The organism is Sphingobium subterraneum (assembly GCF_014199435.1).
GTDB classification, from domain to species: Bacteria; Pseudomonadota; Alphaproteobacteria; order Sphingomonadales; family Sphingomonadaceae; genus Sphingobium; species Sphingobium subterraneum.
This window is the reverse complement of the sequence record NZ_JACIJP010000001.1, coordinates 872302-889756: the sequence shown is the minus strand read 5'-3', so window position 1 is coordinate 889756 and position 17455 is coordinate 872302. Positions and strand designations below refer to the sequence as shown.

The 17455-nt window shown below is 63.6% G+C and carries 14 protein-coding genes; 9 read left to right on the top strand and 5 right to left on the bottom strand.

From position 1 onward, the window contains the following. The first annotated feature begins 16 nt into the window (after positions 1–16). Entirely contained in the window at positions 17–883 is an 867-nt protein-coding gene (locus FHS92_RS04340) for a DUF4163 domain-containing protein (RefSeq protein WP_184077791.1), read from the top strand. Between the two features lie 3 nt (positions 884–886). On the opposite strand, the gene rimO is transcribed toward FHS92_RS04340, so the two are convergent. The 4 genes from rimO to serS are packed head-to-tail and all read right to left on the bottom strand — an operon-like array spanning position 887 to position 5410. Next, the gene (gene rimO, locus FHS92_RS04335) at positions 887–2266 is read right to left on the bottom strand and encodes a 30S ribosomal protein S12 methylthiotransferase RimO (RefSeq protein WP_184077789.1); all 1380 of its coding nucleotides are present in this window, start codon (positions 2264–2266) and stop codon (positions 887–889) included. A gap of 40 nt (positions 2267–2306) precedes the next feature. After that, complete coding sequence (locus FHS92_RS04330) at positions 2307–3332, bottom strand: M23 family metallopeptidase (RefSeq protein ID WP_184077787.1); 1026 nt, start codon at positions 3330–3332, stop codon at positions 2307–2309. A 33-nt stretch (positions 3333–3365) separates the two neighbouring features. Further along, positions 3366–4127: a 5'/3'-nucleotidase SurE gene (gene surE, locus FHS92_RS04325; protein ID WP_184077785.1), complete on the bottom strand. Its 762-nt coding sequence runs from the start codon at positions 4125–4127 to the stop codon at positions 3366–3368. Continuing rightward, the gene (gene serS, locus FHS92_RS04320) at positions 4127–5410 is read right to left on the bottom strand and encodes a serine--tRNA ligase (protein ID WP_184077783.1); all 1284 of its coding nucleotides are present in this window, start codon (positions 5408–5410) and stop codon (positions 4127–4129) included. The genes surE and serS overlap by 1 nt, the downstream gene beginning before the upstream one ends. A gap of 216 nt (positions 5411–5626) precedes the next feature. Here serS and FHS92_RS04315 point away from each other — a divergent pair, with 216 nt between their 5' ends. The 3 genes from FHS92_RS04315 to FHS92_RS04305 all read left to right on the top strand — a co-directional run bounded on the left by FHS92_RS04315 (position 5627) and on the right by FHS92_RS04305 (position 7799). After that, positions 5627–6265, top strand: coding sequence for a hypothetical protein (locus FHS92_RS04315; RefSeq protein WP_343056649.1), 639 nt, complete (start codon positions 5627–5629; stop codon positions 6263–6265). Between the two features lie 603 nt (positions 6266–6868). Further along, the gene (gene dksA, locus FHS92_RS04310) at positions 6869–7315 is read left to right on the top strand and encodes an RNA polymerase-binding protein DksA (protein ID WP_246351830.1); all 447 of its coding nucleotides are present in this window, start codon (positions 6869–6871) and stop codon (positions 7313–7315) included. A gap of 109 nt (positions 7316–7424) precedes the next feature. After that, entirely contained in the window at positions 7425–7799 is a 375-nt protein-coding gene (locus FHS92_RS04305; RefSeq protein WP_246351755.1) for a PilZ domain-containing protein, read from the top strand. A gap of 52 nt (positions 7800–7851) precedes the next feature. On the opposite strand, the gene FHS92_RS04300 is transcribed toward FHS92_RS04305, so the two are convergent. After that, complete coding sequence (locus FHS92_RS04300) at positions 7852–8010, bottom strand: DUF465 domain-containing protein (protein ID WP_184078775.1); 159 nt, start codon at positions 8008–8010, stop codon at positions 7852–7854. 243 nt (positions 8011–8253) lie between these two features. On the opposite strand from FHS92_RS04300, the gene FHS92_RS04295 reads away from it, so the two are divergent. The 5 genes from FHS92_RS04295 to FHS92_RS04275 all read left to right on the top strand — a co-directional run bounded on the left by FHS92_RS04295 (position 8254) and on the right by FHS92_RS04275 (position 17399). Further along, positions 8254–8451 carry a YdcH family protein gene (locus tag FHS92_RS04295; protein WP_184077781.1) on the top strand — a complete coding sequence of 66 codons (198 nt, stop codon included), beginning with the start codon at positions 8254–8256 and terminating at the stop codon, positions 8449–8451. A 103-nt stretch (positions 8452–8554) separates the two neighbouring features. Further along, positions 8555–9034, top strand: coding sequence for a DUF1465 family protein (locus tag FHS92_RS04290; protein WP_184077779.1), 480 nt, complete (start codon positions 8555–8557; stop codon positions 9032–9034). Between the two features lie 176 nt (positions 9035–9210). Continuing rightward, on the top strand, positions 9211–11331 hold the full coding sequence (locus tag FHS92_RS04285) for an autotransporter assembly complex protein TamA (RefSeq protein ID WP_246351754.1): 2121 nt from the start codon (positions 9211–9213) through the stop codon (positions 11329–11331). After that, complete coding sequence (locus FHS92_RS04280) at positions 11331–15524, top strand: translocation/assembly module TamB domain-containing protein (RefSeq protein ID WP_184077775.1); 4194 nt, start codon at positions 11331–11333, stop codon at positions 15522–15524. The genes FHS92_RS04285 and FHS92_RS04280 overlap by 1 nt, the downstream gene beginning before the upstream one ends. Before the next feature lie 117 nt (positions 15525–15641). Then, the gene (locus FHS92_RS04275; protein ID WP_184077773.1) at positions 15642–17399 is read left to right on the top strand and encodes a methyl-accepting chemotaxis protein; all 1758 of its coding nucleotides are present in this window, start codon (positions 15642–15644) and stop codon (positions 17397–17399) included. The last annotated feature ends 56 nt before the right edge of the window (positions 17400–17455 follow it).

Sequence of the window (17455 nt, the reverse complement as noted above, 5' to 3'; positions counted from 1 at the left end):
GTGTAGGGCGGGCGGCATGAAGGAACAAGCGGGCAAGGACGAAGGACAGGCAATGCAGAGTTGGATGAAATGGGCGGTGCTGCTGCTGGCCTTGCCAGGATGCCGAAAGCAAGACGGGGCCGAGAACCGGCAAGCGCCGGCCGTTGTTGCGGTCGATGCCGCTACGCCGGTAAACGGCAGCGCGCCTTCAACGCCCGCGGCTGCAACCGTCAGTCCGGTCGCGCTGGCGTCCGATGATGGCACGCTCGACTTCACATATGCCTGGCCGGGGGAAGCGGCGGCCATTCCGAAGCTCGACAGCTGGCTGCGCGGCAATGCCGACACGCTCAAGGCGGATGCTCTGCGCGCGGCAAAGGACGATCGCAAGAGTGCGGAGAAAGACGGCTTTCCCTATCGCCAGCACAGTTACGAGGAAAAATGGGCGGTCGTTGCGGACACGCCGCGCCTGCTCATAATGCAGAGCGAAGACTATGTTTACACCGGCGGCGCGCATGGCATGCCGATTTCCACGGCCATCTTGTGGGATCGCCAGACGGAAAAGCGGCTGGCGATCGGCGCGCTGATGGATGTGAAAAAGATGGCGGCGATCACCCGCAATGCATTCTGCAAGGCGCTGGACGGGGAGCGGGCCAAGAAGCGCGGCGGCGATCCGCAAAGCGGCGCTACGCCCGACGATCCCTTCAACGGATGCCCGGATATGGCCGCACAGCTGGTGCTGCCAATTTCCTCCGAAGCGGGCGCACCACTTGACCGGCTGCGGGTGTATATCGGCCCTTATGAGGCCGGACCCTATGCGGAGGGGATCTACCAGATGGACCTGCCGTTCAGCCGGGCGATGCTCGTGGCTGTACGACCGAAGTGGCGGGACGCGTTCCGGGTCTAGGCGCTAGGCGCTCGTGGACGGGACGCCATAAAGGTCGTGTTCGTCGGCATCCTCGATCGCGACAGGGATGATGTCTCCGGCCTTGAGTGCAGGATGCGCGACCTGCACATCGCGCAGGAAGACATTGCCATCGATTTCCGGCGCGTCGGCCTGACTGCGGGCGGTGGCGCCAACGCTGCCGTCTTCGTCCGGTTCGCCGACTTCATCGATGATGACGGGCAGCACGCGTCCGATCTTCGCCTGGAGCTTGGCGGCGGAGATCGCGGCGGTCTTTTCCATGATCCGGGCGTAGCGCTCTTCCTTGACCGCTTCCGGCACCGGATCGGGCAGGGCATTGGCCGCGGCGCCCTCCACCGGCTCAAACCGGAACGCTCCGACGCGGTCGAGCTGCGCTTCATCGAGCCAGTCGAGCAGATACTGGAAATCCGCTTCGGTCTCGCCGGGGAAGCCGACGACGAAGGACGAGCGGATCGCGATGTCCGGACAGATGGAGCGCCAGTTGCGGATGCGCTCGAGAACCTTGGCTTCGTTCGCCGGGCGCTTCATCGCTTTCAGAACATTGGGAGAAGCGTGCTGAAATGGGATGTCGAGATAGGGCGTCAACTTGCCCTGCGCCATCAAGGGGATGACCTGATCGACATGAGGATAAGGATAGACATAGTGCAGGCGCACCCAGACCGGATCGGCAGCGCTGCCCAGATCTCCCAGTGCGGCGGCAAGGTCCGTCATATGCGTGCGAACGGGGTGGCCTTTCCACATCCGCTCCTCATGCCGGACATCGACGCCATAGGCCGAGGTATCCTGGCTGATCACCAACAGTTCGCGCGTGCCCGCCGAGACGAGCTTTTCCGCCTCGCGCAGCACAGCATCGATCCGGCGTGAGGCAAGGTCGCCGCGCAGCGAAGGGATGATGCAGAAGGCGCAACGGTGGTTGCAGCCCTCGGAAATCTTCAGATAGCTGTAGTGACGGGGTGTGAGCTTCAGCCCGCCTTCCGGCACCAGATCGACAAAGGCGTTGGGGACGGGCGGCGCGGCATCATGCACCGCGTTGACGACATCCTCATATTGGTGGGCGCCGGTAACAGCCAGCACATCGGGGAAGCGGGCGCGGATGACGTCCGCTTCATTCCCCATGCAGCCGGTAACGATCACACGGCCGTTTTCCGCCATGGCTTCGCCGATTGCTTCGAGACTCTCTTCCTTCGCGCTGTCGAGAAAGCCGCAGGTGTTGACGAGCACGACATCCGCACCCGCATAGTCCGCCGACATCTGATAGCCGTCCGAGCGCAGCTTCGTGAGGATGCGCTCGCTGTCGACCAGAGCCTTGGGACAGCCGAGCGACACCATGCCGACTTTGGGCGCGGGAGGAAAAGACGTTGCCATGCGCGCGCAGATAGGGACTTATGCGCGCAATGTCACGCGATCAGCGCTTGGACATGCGCGCGACGGGATTGATCGGCTTCCGGTCCTTGCGGATCTCGAAATGGAGACGCGGCTGGCTGCCGGTGCCGCTGTCCCCGGTGAGGGCGATGGATGTCCCGCGCGCGACCTTGTCCCCGACGCCGACATTGAGATCGCGCACATAGCCATAGGCGCTGATCCAGCCCGCCCCATGATCGATGAGCACAAGGCCACCGAACACGCTGACCGAGGTGCTCGCGAAGGTCACGGTGCCCGTGGCCGCCGCACGAACCGGCGTGCCCGATGGGGCGGCAATGTCGATGCCGTTGTTCCGCACACCGTTCTTAGCCGGACCGAAGGGCAGGATGATGCGCCCGTTGAGCGGCCAGCCGAAGCTGCCCGAAAAGGCCGGGGAGGCGGGCTTCGAGCGGGGCGGCGGTGGAGCGGGACGGTCGGCGGGGTCGGCCGCCGCCTCGCTCGACCCGCTGAGCGCGTCATCAATGTCGAGCCGGAAGGCGGCGGCGCGCTGTTCGAGTGTGAGTGACGGCGATGCAGTCGAAAGGGACGGAAGGAGCAGGCGCTGGCCCTTGCGCAGGACGAACGGCTCCGACATGGCGTTGAGCGCCGTGATCGTTTTCCACGGCACACCATAAGCCTGCGCAATGGCAAGGCCAGTCTGCCCATCCTCGACCAGATGATAGCGCCCGCCGGGAATGACGAGCTTTTGCCCCGGTTTGATGACGAACGGCGGTGCCAGATGATTGGCCTTGGCGATGATTTCCGATCCCGCTCCAGTGCGGTTGCCCACACCACGCAGCGTATCGCCGGGTTGGACGACATAGACCTGTGCGCGGACGGTGACCGCGTTGGGAATCACGCCCCCGGGCACCGGTGCCGCAGCCTTGGGCTGCGCAGGCGGCATAGCCGGTTCAGGCGGATCGCGAAGGGCTTCGGGATCGGCGGGGATCTGCGCAACGGGCCGGTGCTGCTGGCCGCCTGGAATGCAGGCAGTGAGCAGGACGGTGGTGACTAGAACAGTGGCCCGCATCCTTTTCGCTTCCCCCTGCCGCGATGCGTAGCGCTAAACGAAGGCGTCCGCCAGACCGGCGAGCGACGCATCATGCGTCAGGTCGTAATGCAAAGGCGTGACGGTGATATATCCGTCGCGGATCGCCTCCAGATCGGTTCCCTCGGGAGCGGCACCGCTGGAGCCGAGACCGAACCAGTAATAGCGGTAGCCGCGCGGGTCGGTGCTCTCGATGATCTGGGTGCGGTCGACGTCATGAAAGCCCTGTCGCACCACGCGAATGCCCTTGACGGCGGCGGGGTCGATCGCCGGGAAATTGACGTTGATCAGCATCCGCGCGTTGGCGGGCTGGGCGATGAGCGGGCGCAGCACCTTCTCGCCCCAGGCCTCGGCGCAGGCGAAGGGCACGGTGTCGCCCATGCCTTCCTTCGAATAGACCTGGCTCAATGCGATCGAGCGGATGCCCGAGATCGCCCCTTCCATGGCGGCGGATACCGTGCCGGAGTAGGTAACGTCCTCGGCCAGATTGGCGCCACGATTGACGCCGGAGAGGACGAGATCGGGCTTGCAGTCCTTCATTAGATGGCCGACCGCCATCATCACCGCGTCGGTCGGCGTGCCGGTCACGCTGTAATGCTTTTCGCCATGTTTGCGGATGCGCAAGGGGCGGGTAAGGGTGAGGCTGTGGCCCGCGCCCGATTGTTCCTCCGATGGCGCGACGATCCAGATGTCGTCGGACAGGGTGCGGGCGATCGCCTCCAGTACCTTGAGGCCGGGTGCGTGGACGCCATCGTCGTTGGTCAGCAGGATGCGCATTATTTGGGGTCCAACCGGGTGAGGCCGCCGGTGTAGCGGTGCAGAATTTCGGGGATGATGACGCTTCCGTCCGCCTGCTGGTAATTTTCCAGCACAGCGACCAGCGTGCGGCCGACTGCGAGGCCGGAGCCGTTCAGCGTATGGACGAACTGGTTGCCGCCGCCCTTGGCGATGGGGCGATAACGGGTGTTCATCCGCCGCGCCTGAAAATCCCCGCAGTTGGAAATGGAGCTGATCTCGCGATAGGTGTTCTGGCTGGGCAGCCAGACTTCGAGGTCATAGGTTTTGCGCGCACCAAAGCCCATGTCGCCCGTGCACAGCAGCATCGTACGATAGGGCAGGCCCAATGCTTCCAATATGCCCTGCGCCGCGCGGACCATGTTCTGGTGCTCGGCCTCGGAATCCTCCGGACGGCAGATCGCGACCAGCTCGACCTTTTCGAACTGGTGCTGCCGGATGAACCCGCGCGTGTCGCGCCCCGCCGACCCGGCCTCGGAGCGGAAGCAGGGGGTGAGCGCGGTGAAGCGCAGGGGCTGCAGGATGTCGGTCTCGGCCAGGATCTGTTCGCGCACGAGGTTGGTGAGGGACACCTCGGCGGTGGGGATGAGCCAGCGGCCATCTGTCGTGTGGAACAAGTCCTCGGCAAATTTGGGGAGCTGCCCCGTGCCGTAGAGGGTGGCATCGCGCACGAGGAGCGGCGGGTTTACTTCCTCATAGCCGTTCTGGCTCGTCTGCGTGTCGAGCATGAACTGGGCCAGCGCGCGGTGGAGGCGGGCCATGCCCCCGCGCAGGGCGGTAAAGCGCGCGCCGGACATCGCGGCCGCCGCCTCGAAATCCATACCCAGGACGGGGCCGAAATCGGCATGATCCTGTGGTGCGAAAGCGAACGTTGCGGGTGTTCCCCAACGCGAAACTTCAACATTGGCGCTTTCATCCGGGCCTTCTGGCACATCGTCGGCAGGGAGATTGGGGATGGCGGCGAGGAGGGCGTCGAGCGCCTGCCCGGCCTGCTGCTCGTCGGCTTCACCCTGGGGGAGTTGGGCCTTGAGCGCTTCGAGCTCGGCAACAACCTCGGCCGCCGGGTCCAGCCCCTTGGCTTTGGCCTGCCCGAAGGCGGCCGACAGTTCCTTGCGGCGCGCCTGTCCGGCTTGCACCGCAGTCATCGCGGCGCGGCGCTGTTCGTCGAACGCAAGGATGTACGGGCTCTGCGGCTCCAGCCCCCGGCGGGCAAGGGCGGCGTCGAAGGCGGCGGGGTTTTCCCGGATGGCTTTGATGTCGTGCATAGCGTTTCGCCTATGCAGCGCCCGCCTTTTCCGCGCAAGCAAAAGGGCGCGGATCGCAAGACCCGCGCCCTGCGCATCCTGCTATGGAATTAGGCCTCGGCCTGTGCCTTCTTCGCGAAGCGGTGACGGGCGACGAGCGCCGCGGCCGCCGCGCCGAACAGCAGTACCATCGGGGGAGCGGGAACGTCCGTACCGCCGCTGCTGCCACCGCTCGATGTGGATGAGCTGGTCGAGGAACTGGTGCTCGACGAGGTCGAGGAGGATGTCGAAGAACTGGTTGACGACGAAGTGCTGGTCGATCCGCCGAAGCTCGACGAGCTGACGTTGCCGGACGACGTCGAGACATTGCCCGAGGAGGTGGAGACGTTGCCGGATGAGGTGCTGACTCCGCCGGTGGAGGTGGAGACACCGCCGGTCGATGTGCTGACACCTCCGGTCGACGTCGATACGCCACCCGTGGACGTCGATACGCCGCCGCTGGTCGAGCTGGTCGATGATCCGCCTGTTGAAGACGTGGACGAAACGCCGCCCGTGGAGCTGGTCGAGCTGACACCGCCGGTCGATGTCGAGACGCCGCCCGTCGATGTGGACGAGGACGACCCGCCCGAGCCGCCCGAAGACGTGCTGCTCGATCCGCCGCTGGTGGACGTGGAGCCGCCGCTGGACGTAGAGGACACGACAATGCTGCCGCCGCCCGATCCGCCGCTGCCGCCGAAGAAGCCACCGAAGAATCCGCCGCCGCCCACAAAGCCGCCGCCACCGCCGCCAATGACAACCGGCATGCCGCCACCGCCGCCGCCCGACATCTCCGCCATTTGCGGCATCGGCATCGGAATGGGTGCGGGCTGGGTATAGGTGGTGATCTTGGTCGGTGCGCAGCTTGTCGTGGTCGTCACGACGCGGCGCTTGACCTTGTGAACGGTCTTTGCGTGCCGGGGAGCGGCAGCGACCGAGCCCTTCTTCACGTTCTTGACGACGGCCGCGCGCGGCTGGGACGCCATATGAACGGCACCACCTCCCACGACTGCCCCACCGCACGCGCAAGCGCATAATTTCGCCACAGCCATCCGAACCGACATATGCTTCACTCTTCGCAGTTGTGAGCGCCGGCACGAAAAGACCGGCAATTTGCTATCGCCAAAAACGCAAAATAAACTCTTAACCGCAATGTAATTAACCCTGATCCGATGTCCCCGAGCGGGAAATTCTTCAAAAAATTATTGCCGGGCATGGTTAATGTCCCGCTCTGAAACAGGCCGCGTCAGCTTGGTTTACGCGCAATGCTATGCCCGGTGATGCCGAGCCCCGATACCGACAGAAAAAGGCCGCGTCATTTTCACGTCGGATGAACCGCGACGGCGCTTGTGTGCGATCCCGGCCGTGGCTATAGGCGCTTTCAGTTTTGCGGTTGGCCGGCCGCACCGGTACAGCCCTCGATTGGAGAGCGGAATGGCGAATATGTCAGGCGAAAATGCCGATCGAAATGTCGGTATCGCGAATTTGCCGGAAGGGTACCGGCCCTCGGCCGACGAAGAATTCATGAACCCCATGCAACTGGAATATTTCCGTCGGCGCTTGGTCGACTGGAAAAAGGAAATTCTGGCTGAAGCGGAAGGCACGCTGGCGGTGTTGCAGGCCGAGCCGTTACGCGAGCCGGATATGAACGATCGTGCGTCGAGCGAGACCGACTGGTCGATCGAGCTGCGTACCCGGGATCGGCAGCGCAAGCTGATCGCGAAGATCGACGCCGCGCTGCGCCGCATCGACGAAGGCGAATATGGCTATTGCGAAGTGACGGGCGAGCCGATTTCACTGGGCCGTCTCGACGCCCGGCCGATCGCGACGATGACGCTGGAAGCGCAGGAGCGCCACGAGCGGCAGGAAAAAATCTCACGCGACGACTGATATGTCACGTGTAGGCATAATAAGTTGAAAAATAACAATTTTGCCGGAAATGATTTTTAACTGAATATCTACCAAATCGGACTAATCGGTCTCCCACAACAACCGAATTATGGGTCGCGCCATGGCTGATTTATACGATGATAAAGGCAACCCGCTGAGTTCCAGAAAGGCACCGCGGGACAGCTTGTTGCTAATGACGACGCTGCACTCGTCGGACGGGCGCGACCATGGCCCTGCGCGCGTGCGCAACCTGTCCGCGACAGGCCTGATGATGGAATGTCGATCAAAACTGCCCATCGGCGCACCGGTCTCGCTGAACTTGCGCGGTATCGGTCAAGTGACCGGGACCGTTAGACGCTGCGACGGTGCGAGGATCGGCGTGGCATTTGATGAAAAGATCAATCCGCAACTTGCCCGCAAGACAGTTGGCGTGGCCGAAAAGCCGATTACGAAACAATATTTGCGGTCGCCCTACCGGAACTGACGCGGATCATTATCCTCGTCACGTCCCGGTTCGGGCTCTCACCGTACGGTGATTAGACAAGGCCGTGCATTTCCTCTTTCAGCCGTAATTTCTGCTTCTTGAGCAGTGCGAGAAGGTTCATGTCAGGCAGGGGCCGACTCAGTTCCGATCTGATGGTGGCCTTCAACGCATCATGTTTCGCACGCAGGGCAGAAATGTGGCTGTTTTCCATGACATTCTCCGGTGTTGGGTGTGTCGGGACGAAGGAGTAAAACATGATTCGCGTGGCTTGTCTCGCCCTCATTTCGGGATCTGCGGCGGCTGATGGGCAGGCTGCGGCGATCCGTGAAAGATGATGCTCTGTTGCGGTAAACAGAGTGTTGCAATGTCCCATTTTTTTACGCACTTTTTACCGGCGTGATGACACATTGGAACAGTGGTGGACCCGGAAAGCCCGCTCGGTTAGAGACATGCCATGAACCCCGAAGATGTGATGCGCCGTCTGGAACTTCTGCGACAGGAACATCGCGACCTGGACAGCGCTATTTCGGCCTTTGCGGAGAGCAGGCCGCTGGACCAGTTGCAGCTTGCACGGCTGAAGAAGCGGAAGCTGTTGCTCCGTGACGAGATGGCGATGCTCGAAGATTCCCTGATCCCTGACATAATCGCTTGATTCAGGCTGGACTTCGGCCCGATTTGGGACAGGTCAGATATACGTGCTTAATGCACAACCGACTCGGGCTGACAACGCCGCGCCATTATGGCAATCGGGACATATGCATTCCGCCGAGTCCCTTCCCGTTACCCTGCATCACCGGCTGGTCGACAGCCTGTATGTCGAAGCGATGGTCATGGCGGATGAAGCGCGCGCCTACTTCGATCGGAAGAGCGATACCCTGCAGCAGGGTGGGGATGTCATGGCGCGCCTGTCCTTCACATGCGAGTCGCTGAAGGTCACGACACGGCTGATGCACATCATCGCCTGGCTGCTGACACAGCGGGCCTGGCAACGCGGCGAAATCACCCGGGAAGCGCTGGCGGATCCCAAATACCGGTTGGGGGAGGCGGCGGCGACCGATCCGGCTGTGTTGGCCGACTTGCCCGCCCATGCGCGCGCGCTCGTTACGGGCAGCCAGGACCTGTACGCGCGGGTGCTTCGCCTCCAGACCAGCGGTTCGGGGTCAGGCCAGGACGACGATAACGCGCCCGCTGGAGCGGCGCGCGGATTGCTGGATCGCCTTCACCAGGCATTTTGAGACTCGCGCCACTCCCTTTAGCCCTCTACCGTGGAACAGCCTTCCTTGCCATGGGTTAACCGGAGCGTGACGAAGCCTTGCCGTTTTCCCCAATGATATTATCGCCGGTCAACGGACGATCGATAGGTCCGGCCAGGGTTAGGGGCTTTTTCATCCGTTGCATGGCCGCAGCGCTGATGAGCGGGAGTGCGGTGGTCTGCGCACAGCAACCGGCACAGTTGCCCCCTGATGTCGGCACAACAGCGGGCGGGAGCGGCGTCGCAACGTCCGATCCTGTCCCGGTGGCGCAGGAGCCTGTGCCTGAAACCGCGATGGACCCGATGCCCGATATCGGCATTGCGTGGCCTGACGCGGACGGAGGCGTTGATACAAATCTCTTTGCGTCGCCCGCGCCCGTTCTGGAGGATGCCCAGTCGGTGGGGGCCGAAGCGTCCGGCGCCGAAGCTGTCGCGGGCGGCAACGCCGCGCCGGGACCGACACCCCCGGCGCCAGATGGCGTCATTCTCGTCGATCCCTCCCAGTCTGAAGAGCGCGTAACCGAATATGCCGACGACGGGTCCGCCCGCCGTTACGAAGTCATTATCAACGGCGTCGACGACATTGCTGATGATCAGTTCCGGACACGGTTTGCCGACCTGTCGGTGCTGAACGAGTTTCGCGGCAAGGCCGCCAATCTGGCGCAAATCAACCGCCGGATGAAGCAGGACGCCGAAGTGCTCGACCGGCTGTTGCGGGCAAAAGGTTATTATGATGCGCGAATCCGCCCCGCCGTGATGCCGCCCGATGACGGCAGCAAGGGACGGTTGCGCGTGACGTTCGATGCCGTTCCAGGCGGGCTCTATACGCTCTCGCACGTCAATGTGAACGGGCTGGACGCGGCGGGCATCCGCGCGCCGGTTCTGCGCACGGCCTTTCCGGTGAATGTCGGAGATCCGATCGACGCCGACCGGATCCTCGACGCGCAGCGCGAGCTCGCCCTGGCGCTGAGCGAGACCGGCTTCCCCTTTTCGAAGGTGGACGAGCCGGTCGTGCAAATCGACCACGAAACCCAGAAGGGCGATCTCGACATCGTCGTCAGTCCCGGCGCGTTCCGGACGTTCGGGGCGATCATCGTGGAGCCGGGGCCAAAGCGGATCTTCTCTGCCCGCCACGCGCAGGACATCGCCCGGTTTAACACCGGTGACAGCTATGCGGCATCGAGCGTTGAGGATCTGCGCGCCGCGATCGTCGCAACCGGGCTGGTATCGTCGGTCACGCTGACACCGCGCGATGCGGGCGACAACGAGCATGTCGATATCGTCATCAACATGACGCGTGCCCCGATGCGCACGATCGCCGGAGAAATCGGCTATGGCACAGGCGAAGGCTATCGTGCCGAAGTAAGCTGGCAACACCGCAACTTCTTCCCGCCGGAAGGAGCCATCACCCTGCGTGGCCTCATCGGTACCAAGGAACAGCTGGCGGGCGTTGCCTATCGCCGCAACAATTTCAAGGCGCGCGATCGGGTTCTGACGGCTGCGTTCACGGCGCGGCACCAGAGGCTGGATGCCTATTCGGCGCGCACCATTTCCCTGACGGCGGGGTTGGAGCGGCAGACCAACATCCTGTTCCAGAAGAAGTGGACCTGGAGCGTTGGCACCGAATTGCTGGGGTCGAAAGAACGTAACGTTGTCGGCCGACAAACGAGCCGGACGGAACGGACCTATTTCATTGCCGCGCTTCCTACAGGACTGACTTATGACGGCAGTAACGATCTGCTCGATCCGACCGAGGGTTTCCGTCTGGGCGGCAAGTTGAGCCCCGAGCTGTCGTTGCAGGGCGGCGCGTTCGGCTATGTTCGCGCGCAGGTCGATGCGAGTGGCTATATGCCGGTGGCGGACAAGGTCGTCGTTGCAGGGCGCGTGCGGCTGGGGACAATATTGGGGTCGGACGCCGAACGGATCGCGCCGTCGCGGCGCTTTTACGCGGGCGGTGGCGCCTCGGTGCGCGGCTATGCCTATCAGTCGATTGGCCCGCGCGATGCGAACAACGACCCGCGTGGGGGCAAGAGCCTCGCGGAGTTCTCGCTGGAGGCGCGTGTGCGGCTGGGCGTGTTCGGACTGGTGCCGTTCATCGATGCGGGCAATATTTCCACCGACCCGCTGCCGAGCCTGTCCGACATGCGTTACGGGGCGGGCATCGGCTTGCGCTATTACAGCAATTTCGGGCCGATCCGCATCGATGTGGGGACGCCACTCAACCGGCAAAAGGGCGACGGCCGCATCGCTGTCTATGTGTCCCTCGGGCAGGCGTTCTGATGACCACAGAGAACGACATTCCCGAAGTCAAACCGCGCCGCCGGGGTCAGCGCTGGCAGGCGGTGGTGCTGGCCGCATTGCTGCTGGTTCTGGCGCTTGTGGCAGGCGCGGGCGTGTGGCTGGACAGCCAATCCGGCCATCGTTTTATCGTCGGCCGGATTGCGGGGATGGCTCCCCAGTCCGGACTGCGCATTGGCATCGGGTCGATCGAAGGCAGCATCTATCGCCGGGCGGAACTCCGCGATGTGCGGCTGTCCGATCCCGGGGGGGTGTTCTTGTCGGCGCCGCGCGTCCGTCTGGAATGGTGGCCGCTGTCGTGGCTGTCCAACCGGCTCGATATCGATGAACTGACGATTCCCGACGCACGGCTGCACAAGATGCCGCGCTTTAATCCGTCCAAGGTTCGAGGGCCGTTGCTGCCCGATTTCGACATTCGCCTGATGGCTCTGCGCGTCGACCGTCTGCGGATAGACCCGGGTATCGCCGGGCCGGGCGAAGTGCTGGCCATTTCCGGCGATGCGGATGTGCGGTCCGGACGGGCCGTGCTGGACCTGAACGCACGGGCGCTGAAGGGAGATGACCGGCTGGTTCTGGCGCTCGACAGCCGCCCGGACGATAACCGCTTCGATATTGATCTGACCATTAATGCGCCAGCGGGAGGTGTGCTGGCGGCGATGGCCGGATTGAAGCAGGACGCGAACCTCCGCGTACGCGGCGATGGCGACTGGCGCAACTGGAACGGATCGCTGGTCGCGACTCTCGACCGGCAACCCGCGGCCGGGTTCGCCCTGGGCGCACGATCGGGTGTGTATATGGTGCGCGGTACGGTTGAGGGCAGCGCTATTGCAGGGACGGGAATGCTCGCGCGCATGACCGCGCCGCAGATGGCAATCGACGCACAGGGTACTTTCGCCGATCGCCTGCTCTTCGGACGGCTGGAGGCGCGGTCCCGCGCCGTATCCCTGCATCTCGACGGCGGAATTGATTTGCGCCGCAGCCGTTATGACAATCTGACCGCAGATGTCCGGCTGGCCCAGCCGTCTGCGCTTTTCCGCAACATGGCCGCACGCAATCTGCTGGGTCGCGCCCGTCTGGACGGGGCATTTTCGGATGCGAGTTTCGAATATCTGTTTCGCGCGGACCAGCTCGCCTTCGGACGGACTGTGTTGCATGGCGTCAAGGCGAAAGGCGCGGGCCGTCTGGCGGGGGCAGATGCGCAGGACCGGCCACGTGCAACGATCATCCCGGTCGATCTGGTCGCTGCACGGGTCGATGGGCAGGGCGAGCTGGTAGGGTCGATCCTGCGTAACTTTCATTTGACCGGCACGCTTCAGAAGCTCGGTAACGTCATCACCAGCGGGCCGCTGAAGCTGCGGTCGGATAAGCTCAACGGCCAGCTTGTCGCCCTCTTCGACTTGAAGAGCGGGCGTTATGATCTTGCGCTCGGCGGCGATATTCGTGGCCTCACTATTCCCGGCCTGGGGGTGGTGGACGTGACGTCGCGGATCAAGGCAGTGCCGGGCGCGCGGGGTGCCTTTGGGCTGACCGGCGCGGTCGAGGCCAAGATGCGGCGGTTGGATAACGGCTTTCTGCGCACGCTGGGCGGCGGATTGCCGGTCGCCCGGTCCAGTATCGCGCTCGGCCCGAACGGGCAACTGGTCATGCGAGGCCTGTCGGTTCGTGCGCCTCTGCTGGTGCTGAACGGCGAAGGTGTGCGGTTTCCTGACGGCACGGTACGGTTGAGCGGCAGCGGGCGGCATGCGCGCTATGGCGCTCTGCGGCTGCTTCTTACCGGAAAGCTGGACCGGCCCAAGGTCGATTTGCTGCTCGCGCGCCCGATGGACGCGGCCGGACTGCGGGACGTGCATGTCCTGCTCGACCCTGACGCGCAAGGCTATCGCTACACGGCGCAAGGGGGGTCGACGCTCGGACCGTTTACGTCGCAGGGCCGTATCCTGCTGCCTACGGGCGGGCAGACCGTCATCGCCGTTGATCAACTGGCGGTGGGGGGCGTAACCGGACAGGGCCGCATCGTTCCGGTCGCCGACGGACTTCAGGGGCAGATCGATGTAGCGGGCCAGGTGGCGGGTTCGATCCAGCTCCAGCCGATCGACCATATCCAGGTAATCACCGCTAATTTGACGGCGCGTGACGCGCAGTTTGCAGGACCTGCGGTCATTGCTGTGCGGCGCGGCACGCTGCAGGCAACGCTGAAGCTCGATCCTGCAGGCACGTATGTCGACGCCACAGTGCGGGCCAATGGTGTTCAGGTCGGCGGGTTTCGGGTCAACCGTCTCGCCGCGAACGCGCGTCTGGTCGACGGTGCTGGGCAGGTGCGCGCGAGCGTTTCGGGTCAGCGCGGTCGGCTGTTTGATCTGCAGATCCTGGCGGACGTGACGCCGGACAGGGTCAATCTGCAAGCCAGCGGAACGCTCGACCGGCAGGCGATCCGGCTGACGCGCGCCGCGCGGTTTCACAAGGAAGCCGACGGCGGCTGGCGTCTCGATCCGGCCACCATTCTCTATCGTGGCGGCAGCATGGTGGTCGGCGGTCGCCTGGGCGGAGGTGCCACGACAATCGATCTGGTCGTCGACAAGATGCCGCTTTCGGTGCTCGATCTCTCCAACAGCGATCTGGGTCTGGGGGGACTCGCGACCGGCCGACTCGCCTTTACGTGGGAAACGGGAGCCGCGCCGACTGGCGCCGTCAGCGTGCGGATCCGGGGGCTGACGCGATCCGGCACGGCCGTCACGTCGACGCCGGTCGACATCGGCCTCAATGCGCAACTAACGCACCAACGGATGGCGCTGCGGGCCGTGGCGGAGACCGGCGGCAAGACGATTGGCCGTGCGCAGGCGTTGCTGAGCCCGCTGGGCGATGGTGGCCTTCTGGAACGGCTGCGGAACGCACCCCTGCGTGCACAGCTTCGCTATAACGGACCGGCTGACATGCTGTGGCGGTTATCGGGTGTGGAGATCATCGATCTGGGCGGTCCGGTGACCATTGTTGCCAATGTGCAGGGCACCGGCGCCAATCCGCTGATCCAGGGCGCGGTGGCGACGAATGCGGCGACCCTCGACAGTCCCGTTACCGGGATGCGCCTTACCGGCATCCGCACGCAGGGAAGGTTCGATGGGTCGAAGCTGGTGCTGTCGTCCTTCACTGGAACCACACGCGGGGGTGGCAGCGTCAGCGGGCAGGGGACGCTGGATTTCTCGCTCGGGCAGGGCGTCGGCATCGATCTTGCCTTGCAGGCGAACGGGGCGGAACTCCTCAACCGCGATGATATCGGCGCGACAGTGACGGGGCCGATCACCATCCGCTCCGATGGCAACGGAGGAACGATCGGCGGCACGCTTGATGTGGTGCGCAGCCGGTTCACGCTGGGACGCGCTGCCGCGGTCGCGCAGATCCCCGAATTGCGCATCATCGAACGGAACGGGCGGCGTGACGACTTCGATCCGGTGCGGCGCGCGGAGCCGTGGCGGCTCGATATCAAGGCGCGCGCACGCAATCGCCTGATGGTCGACGGCATGGGCCTGTCGAGCGAATGGCGCATGAACCTCGACATTGGAGGGGACGTTGCCAATCCCCGCCTCATCGGCAGTGCGGAGATGGTGCGCGGCAGTTATGACTTTGCCGGGCGACGGTTCGACCTGACGGCAGGCACGATCCGCTTCGACGGGAGCGTGCCGACCAACCCGACGCTCGACATCACCGCCGAAGCCACGGTGTCGGACCTGTCCGCCACCATCCGGGTCACCGGTACCAGCGCACAACCGGTCATCGCTTTCTCCAGCGTCCCTTCGCTGCCGGAAGACGAGGTGCTTTCCCGCATCCTGTTTGGGTCTTCGATCACGCAATTGTCTGCGCCCGAAGCGCTACAACTCGCGGCGGCTGTGGGATCGTTGCGCGGGTCGGGCGGTGGGCTGGACCCGATCAACACCGTGCGCAAGGCGGCGGGACTCGACCGGCTGCGCATTCTGCCCGCTGACGCGACCACGGGACAAGGCACGTCGGTGGCCGTCGGCAAATATATTACCCGCAAGACCTATGTCGAACTGATTACCGATGCGCAGGGTTATTCGGCCACGCGGATCGAATATCAGGTCACCCGCTGGCTGTCGCTGCTGGGAAGTATTTCCACTTTGGGCCGACAGAGTGCGACGGTGCGCGTATCGAAAGATTACTAGGGCGCACAACCACCTGAATCTTATCCTATAATAGCTAGGAAGAAATTAACTAATCCCACATAGCCTGTGCCATCTGCAAAGTCGGCGTATGATCGGCAGGCGGAGAGGAGAGACGATATGTCGATCAGAACCCTCGTTGCATATGGCGCGTCTGTGATGATGGCGTTGCTCGTGCTTATTGCCTTGCTCGGCTACAGCCGGATTGACGAAATCCGCATGGGCGGGCCGCTCCAGACCAAGTCGCAGCAGGCATCCGACCTAGTGGCCGATATTCTGCCCCCGCCCGAATATGTGATCGAACCCTATCTGGAAGCCGCAATGCTGGCGCGCAATCCTTCGGAGCTCGCCAGCCGTGGTGATCGCCTGCGGAAATTGCGAAGCGATTACGACCTTCGTCACGATTATTGGCTGAAATCCGATCTGGACCCTGCCTTGCGGAAGAAGGTGACGCACGGCACCCATGAGCCTGCGACGCAGTTCTGGGCGATATTGAACGATGCGTTTCTGCCTGCCGTCGCCGCGAACGACCGCGCTGCCATCGATGACGCGTTCCTGCGGCTGAGTGCTGCCTATGATGCCCATCGTGCCCAGGTGGACGAGACTGTGGCAGCGGCCACCGCTTACCAGTCCGAGCTAAACCGGCACGCAAGCGCCAGCCTTCATGCATCCATGATCATGCTTGGTGTGCTCGCGGCGGGGCTACTGGCGCTCGTCGGCGGATTTTGCATGCTGATATTATGGCGCGTGGTTCGCCCGATCCGCAAAGTTGCGGCGCACATGCGCGAGATGGCGGCAGGATCAGAGGTGATTGACGCGAGCGATGCCGAACGGAGCGATGAAATCGGCGAAGTGGCGCGCGCGTTGCAAGGTATCGTGGTCTACGTCGCGGAACGATCCCGTGCGGAGGGTGAAAGGCAGCTTGCCATCCAGAAGCAGGTCGTTTCTGCACTCGGCGTCGGGCTTTCCCGTCTGAAGAAGGGTGTGCTCCACCACCGGATCGCCGAGGATTTCCCGGCTGACTATGCCGTGCTGCGGGATGATTTCAATGAAGCGACCGCGGCGATGGAACAGGCCATCCAGCAGGTACGCAAATCGGTCGACAGCCTCAATTGCAGTGCGAACGAGATCAGTGACGCAACCGACGACCTGTCAATGCGCACCGAAAACCAGGCGACCAGTCTCGCGCAGACCGCGACCGCCATGCACCAGATTACCGAAAAGGTGAACGAGACCGCCGATGCGTCCAATGCGGCGTCTGTGACGATGCGTGACGCTGAGCAATCCGCGATCGACAATGCCGATGTGGTGCATAACGCCGTGGCTGCCATGGGCGACATCGAGCGCAGCGCGCAAGGTATCGCCCAGATCATCAAGGTGATCGAGGATCTGGCGTTCCAGACCAATCTGCTTGCCCTTAATGCCAGCGTTGAGGCAGCACGGGCCGGGGAGGCGGGCAAGTCTTTCGCGGTCGTCGCCGAAGAGGTGCGCGCGCTCGCCCAGAGATCGGCGTCGGCGGCGTGCGACATCAAGGCGTTGATTACATCAAGCGTTGCGCAGGTCGAAAGCGGCGCGGTGCTGGTGGGCAAGACCGGCGCGGCGCTGGAAGAAATCATGGGCAGGGTCAAGGATGTGTCGCACCTGATCGTGCGCATCGCCGAGGCGGCGGGGGAGCAGGCTCAGGGCCTCAACCAGATCAACACCGCCGTCGGCAATATGGATCATATGACGCAGCAGAACGCGGCGATGGGCGAGGAATGCAACGCCGCAGCCAGGCTGCTAAGCGAGGAAGCGGACCGGCTGTCCGATCTGGTGGGTAACTTCGAGTTGGGCGACGCGTCGGTCCGCATGCGCGGTGGGATGCGGCACGCAGCCTGAAGCTGTTGTCAAAGTCACACAGGTAAAAAAAAGCGGCCCGGGTTGATCCTGGGCCG

Bases quoted from the DNA above. Each gene is read 5' to 3' on its own strand.
- FHS92_RS04340 (WP_184077791.1), top strand. From the start codon at position 17: ATGAAGGAACAAGCGGGCAAGGACGAAGGACAGGCAATGCAGAGTTGG.
- rimO (WP_184077789.1), bottom strand. From the start codon at position 2,266: ATGGCAACGTCTTTTCCTCCCGCGCCCAAAGTCGGCATGGTGTCGCTC.
- FHS92_RS04330 (WP_184077787.1), bottom strand. From the start codon at position 3,332: ATGCGGGCCACTGTTCTAGTCACCACCGTCCTGCTCACTGCCTGCATT.
- surE (WP_184077785.1), bottom strand. From the start codon at position 4,127: ATGCGCATCCTGCTGACCAACGACGATGGCGTCCACGCACCCGGCCTC.
- serS (WP_184077783.1), bottom strand. From the start codon at position 5,410: ATGCACGACATCAAAGCCATCCGGGAAAACCCCGCCGCCTTCGACGCC.
- dksA (WP_246351830.1), top strand. From the start codon at position 6,869: ATGTCAGGCGAAAATGCCGATCGAAATGTCGGTATCGCGAATTTGCCG.
- FHS92_RS04305 (WP_246351755.1), top strand. From the start codon at position 7,425: ATGGGTCGCGCCATGGCTGATTTATACGATGATAAAGGCAACCCGCTG.
- FHS92_RS04300 (WP_184078775.1), bottom strand. From the start codon at position 8,010: ATGGAAAACAGCCACATTTCTGCCCTGCGTGCGAAACATGATGCGTTG.
- FHS92_RS04295 (WP_184077781.1), top strand. From the start codon at position 8,254: ATGAACCCCGAAGATGTGATGCGCCGTCTGGAACTTCTGCGACAGGAA.
- FHS92_RS04290 (WP_184077779.1), top strand. From the start codon at position 8,555: ATGCATTCCGCCGAGTCCCTTCCCGTTACCCTGCATCACCGGCTGGTC.
- FHS92_RS04285 (WP_246351754.1), top strand. From the start codon at position 9,211: ATGAGCGGGAGTGCGGTGGTCTGCGCACAGCAACCGGCACAGTTGCCC.
- FHS92_RS04280 (WP_184077775.1), top strand. From the start codon at position 11,331: ATGACCACAGAGAACGACATTCCCGAAGTCAAACCGCGCCGCCGGGGT.
- FHS92_RS04275 (WP_184077773.1), top strand. From the start codon at position 15,642: ATGTCGATCAGAACCCTCGTTGCATATGGCGCGTCTGTGATGATGGCG.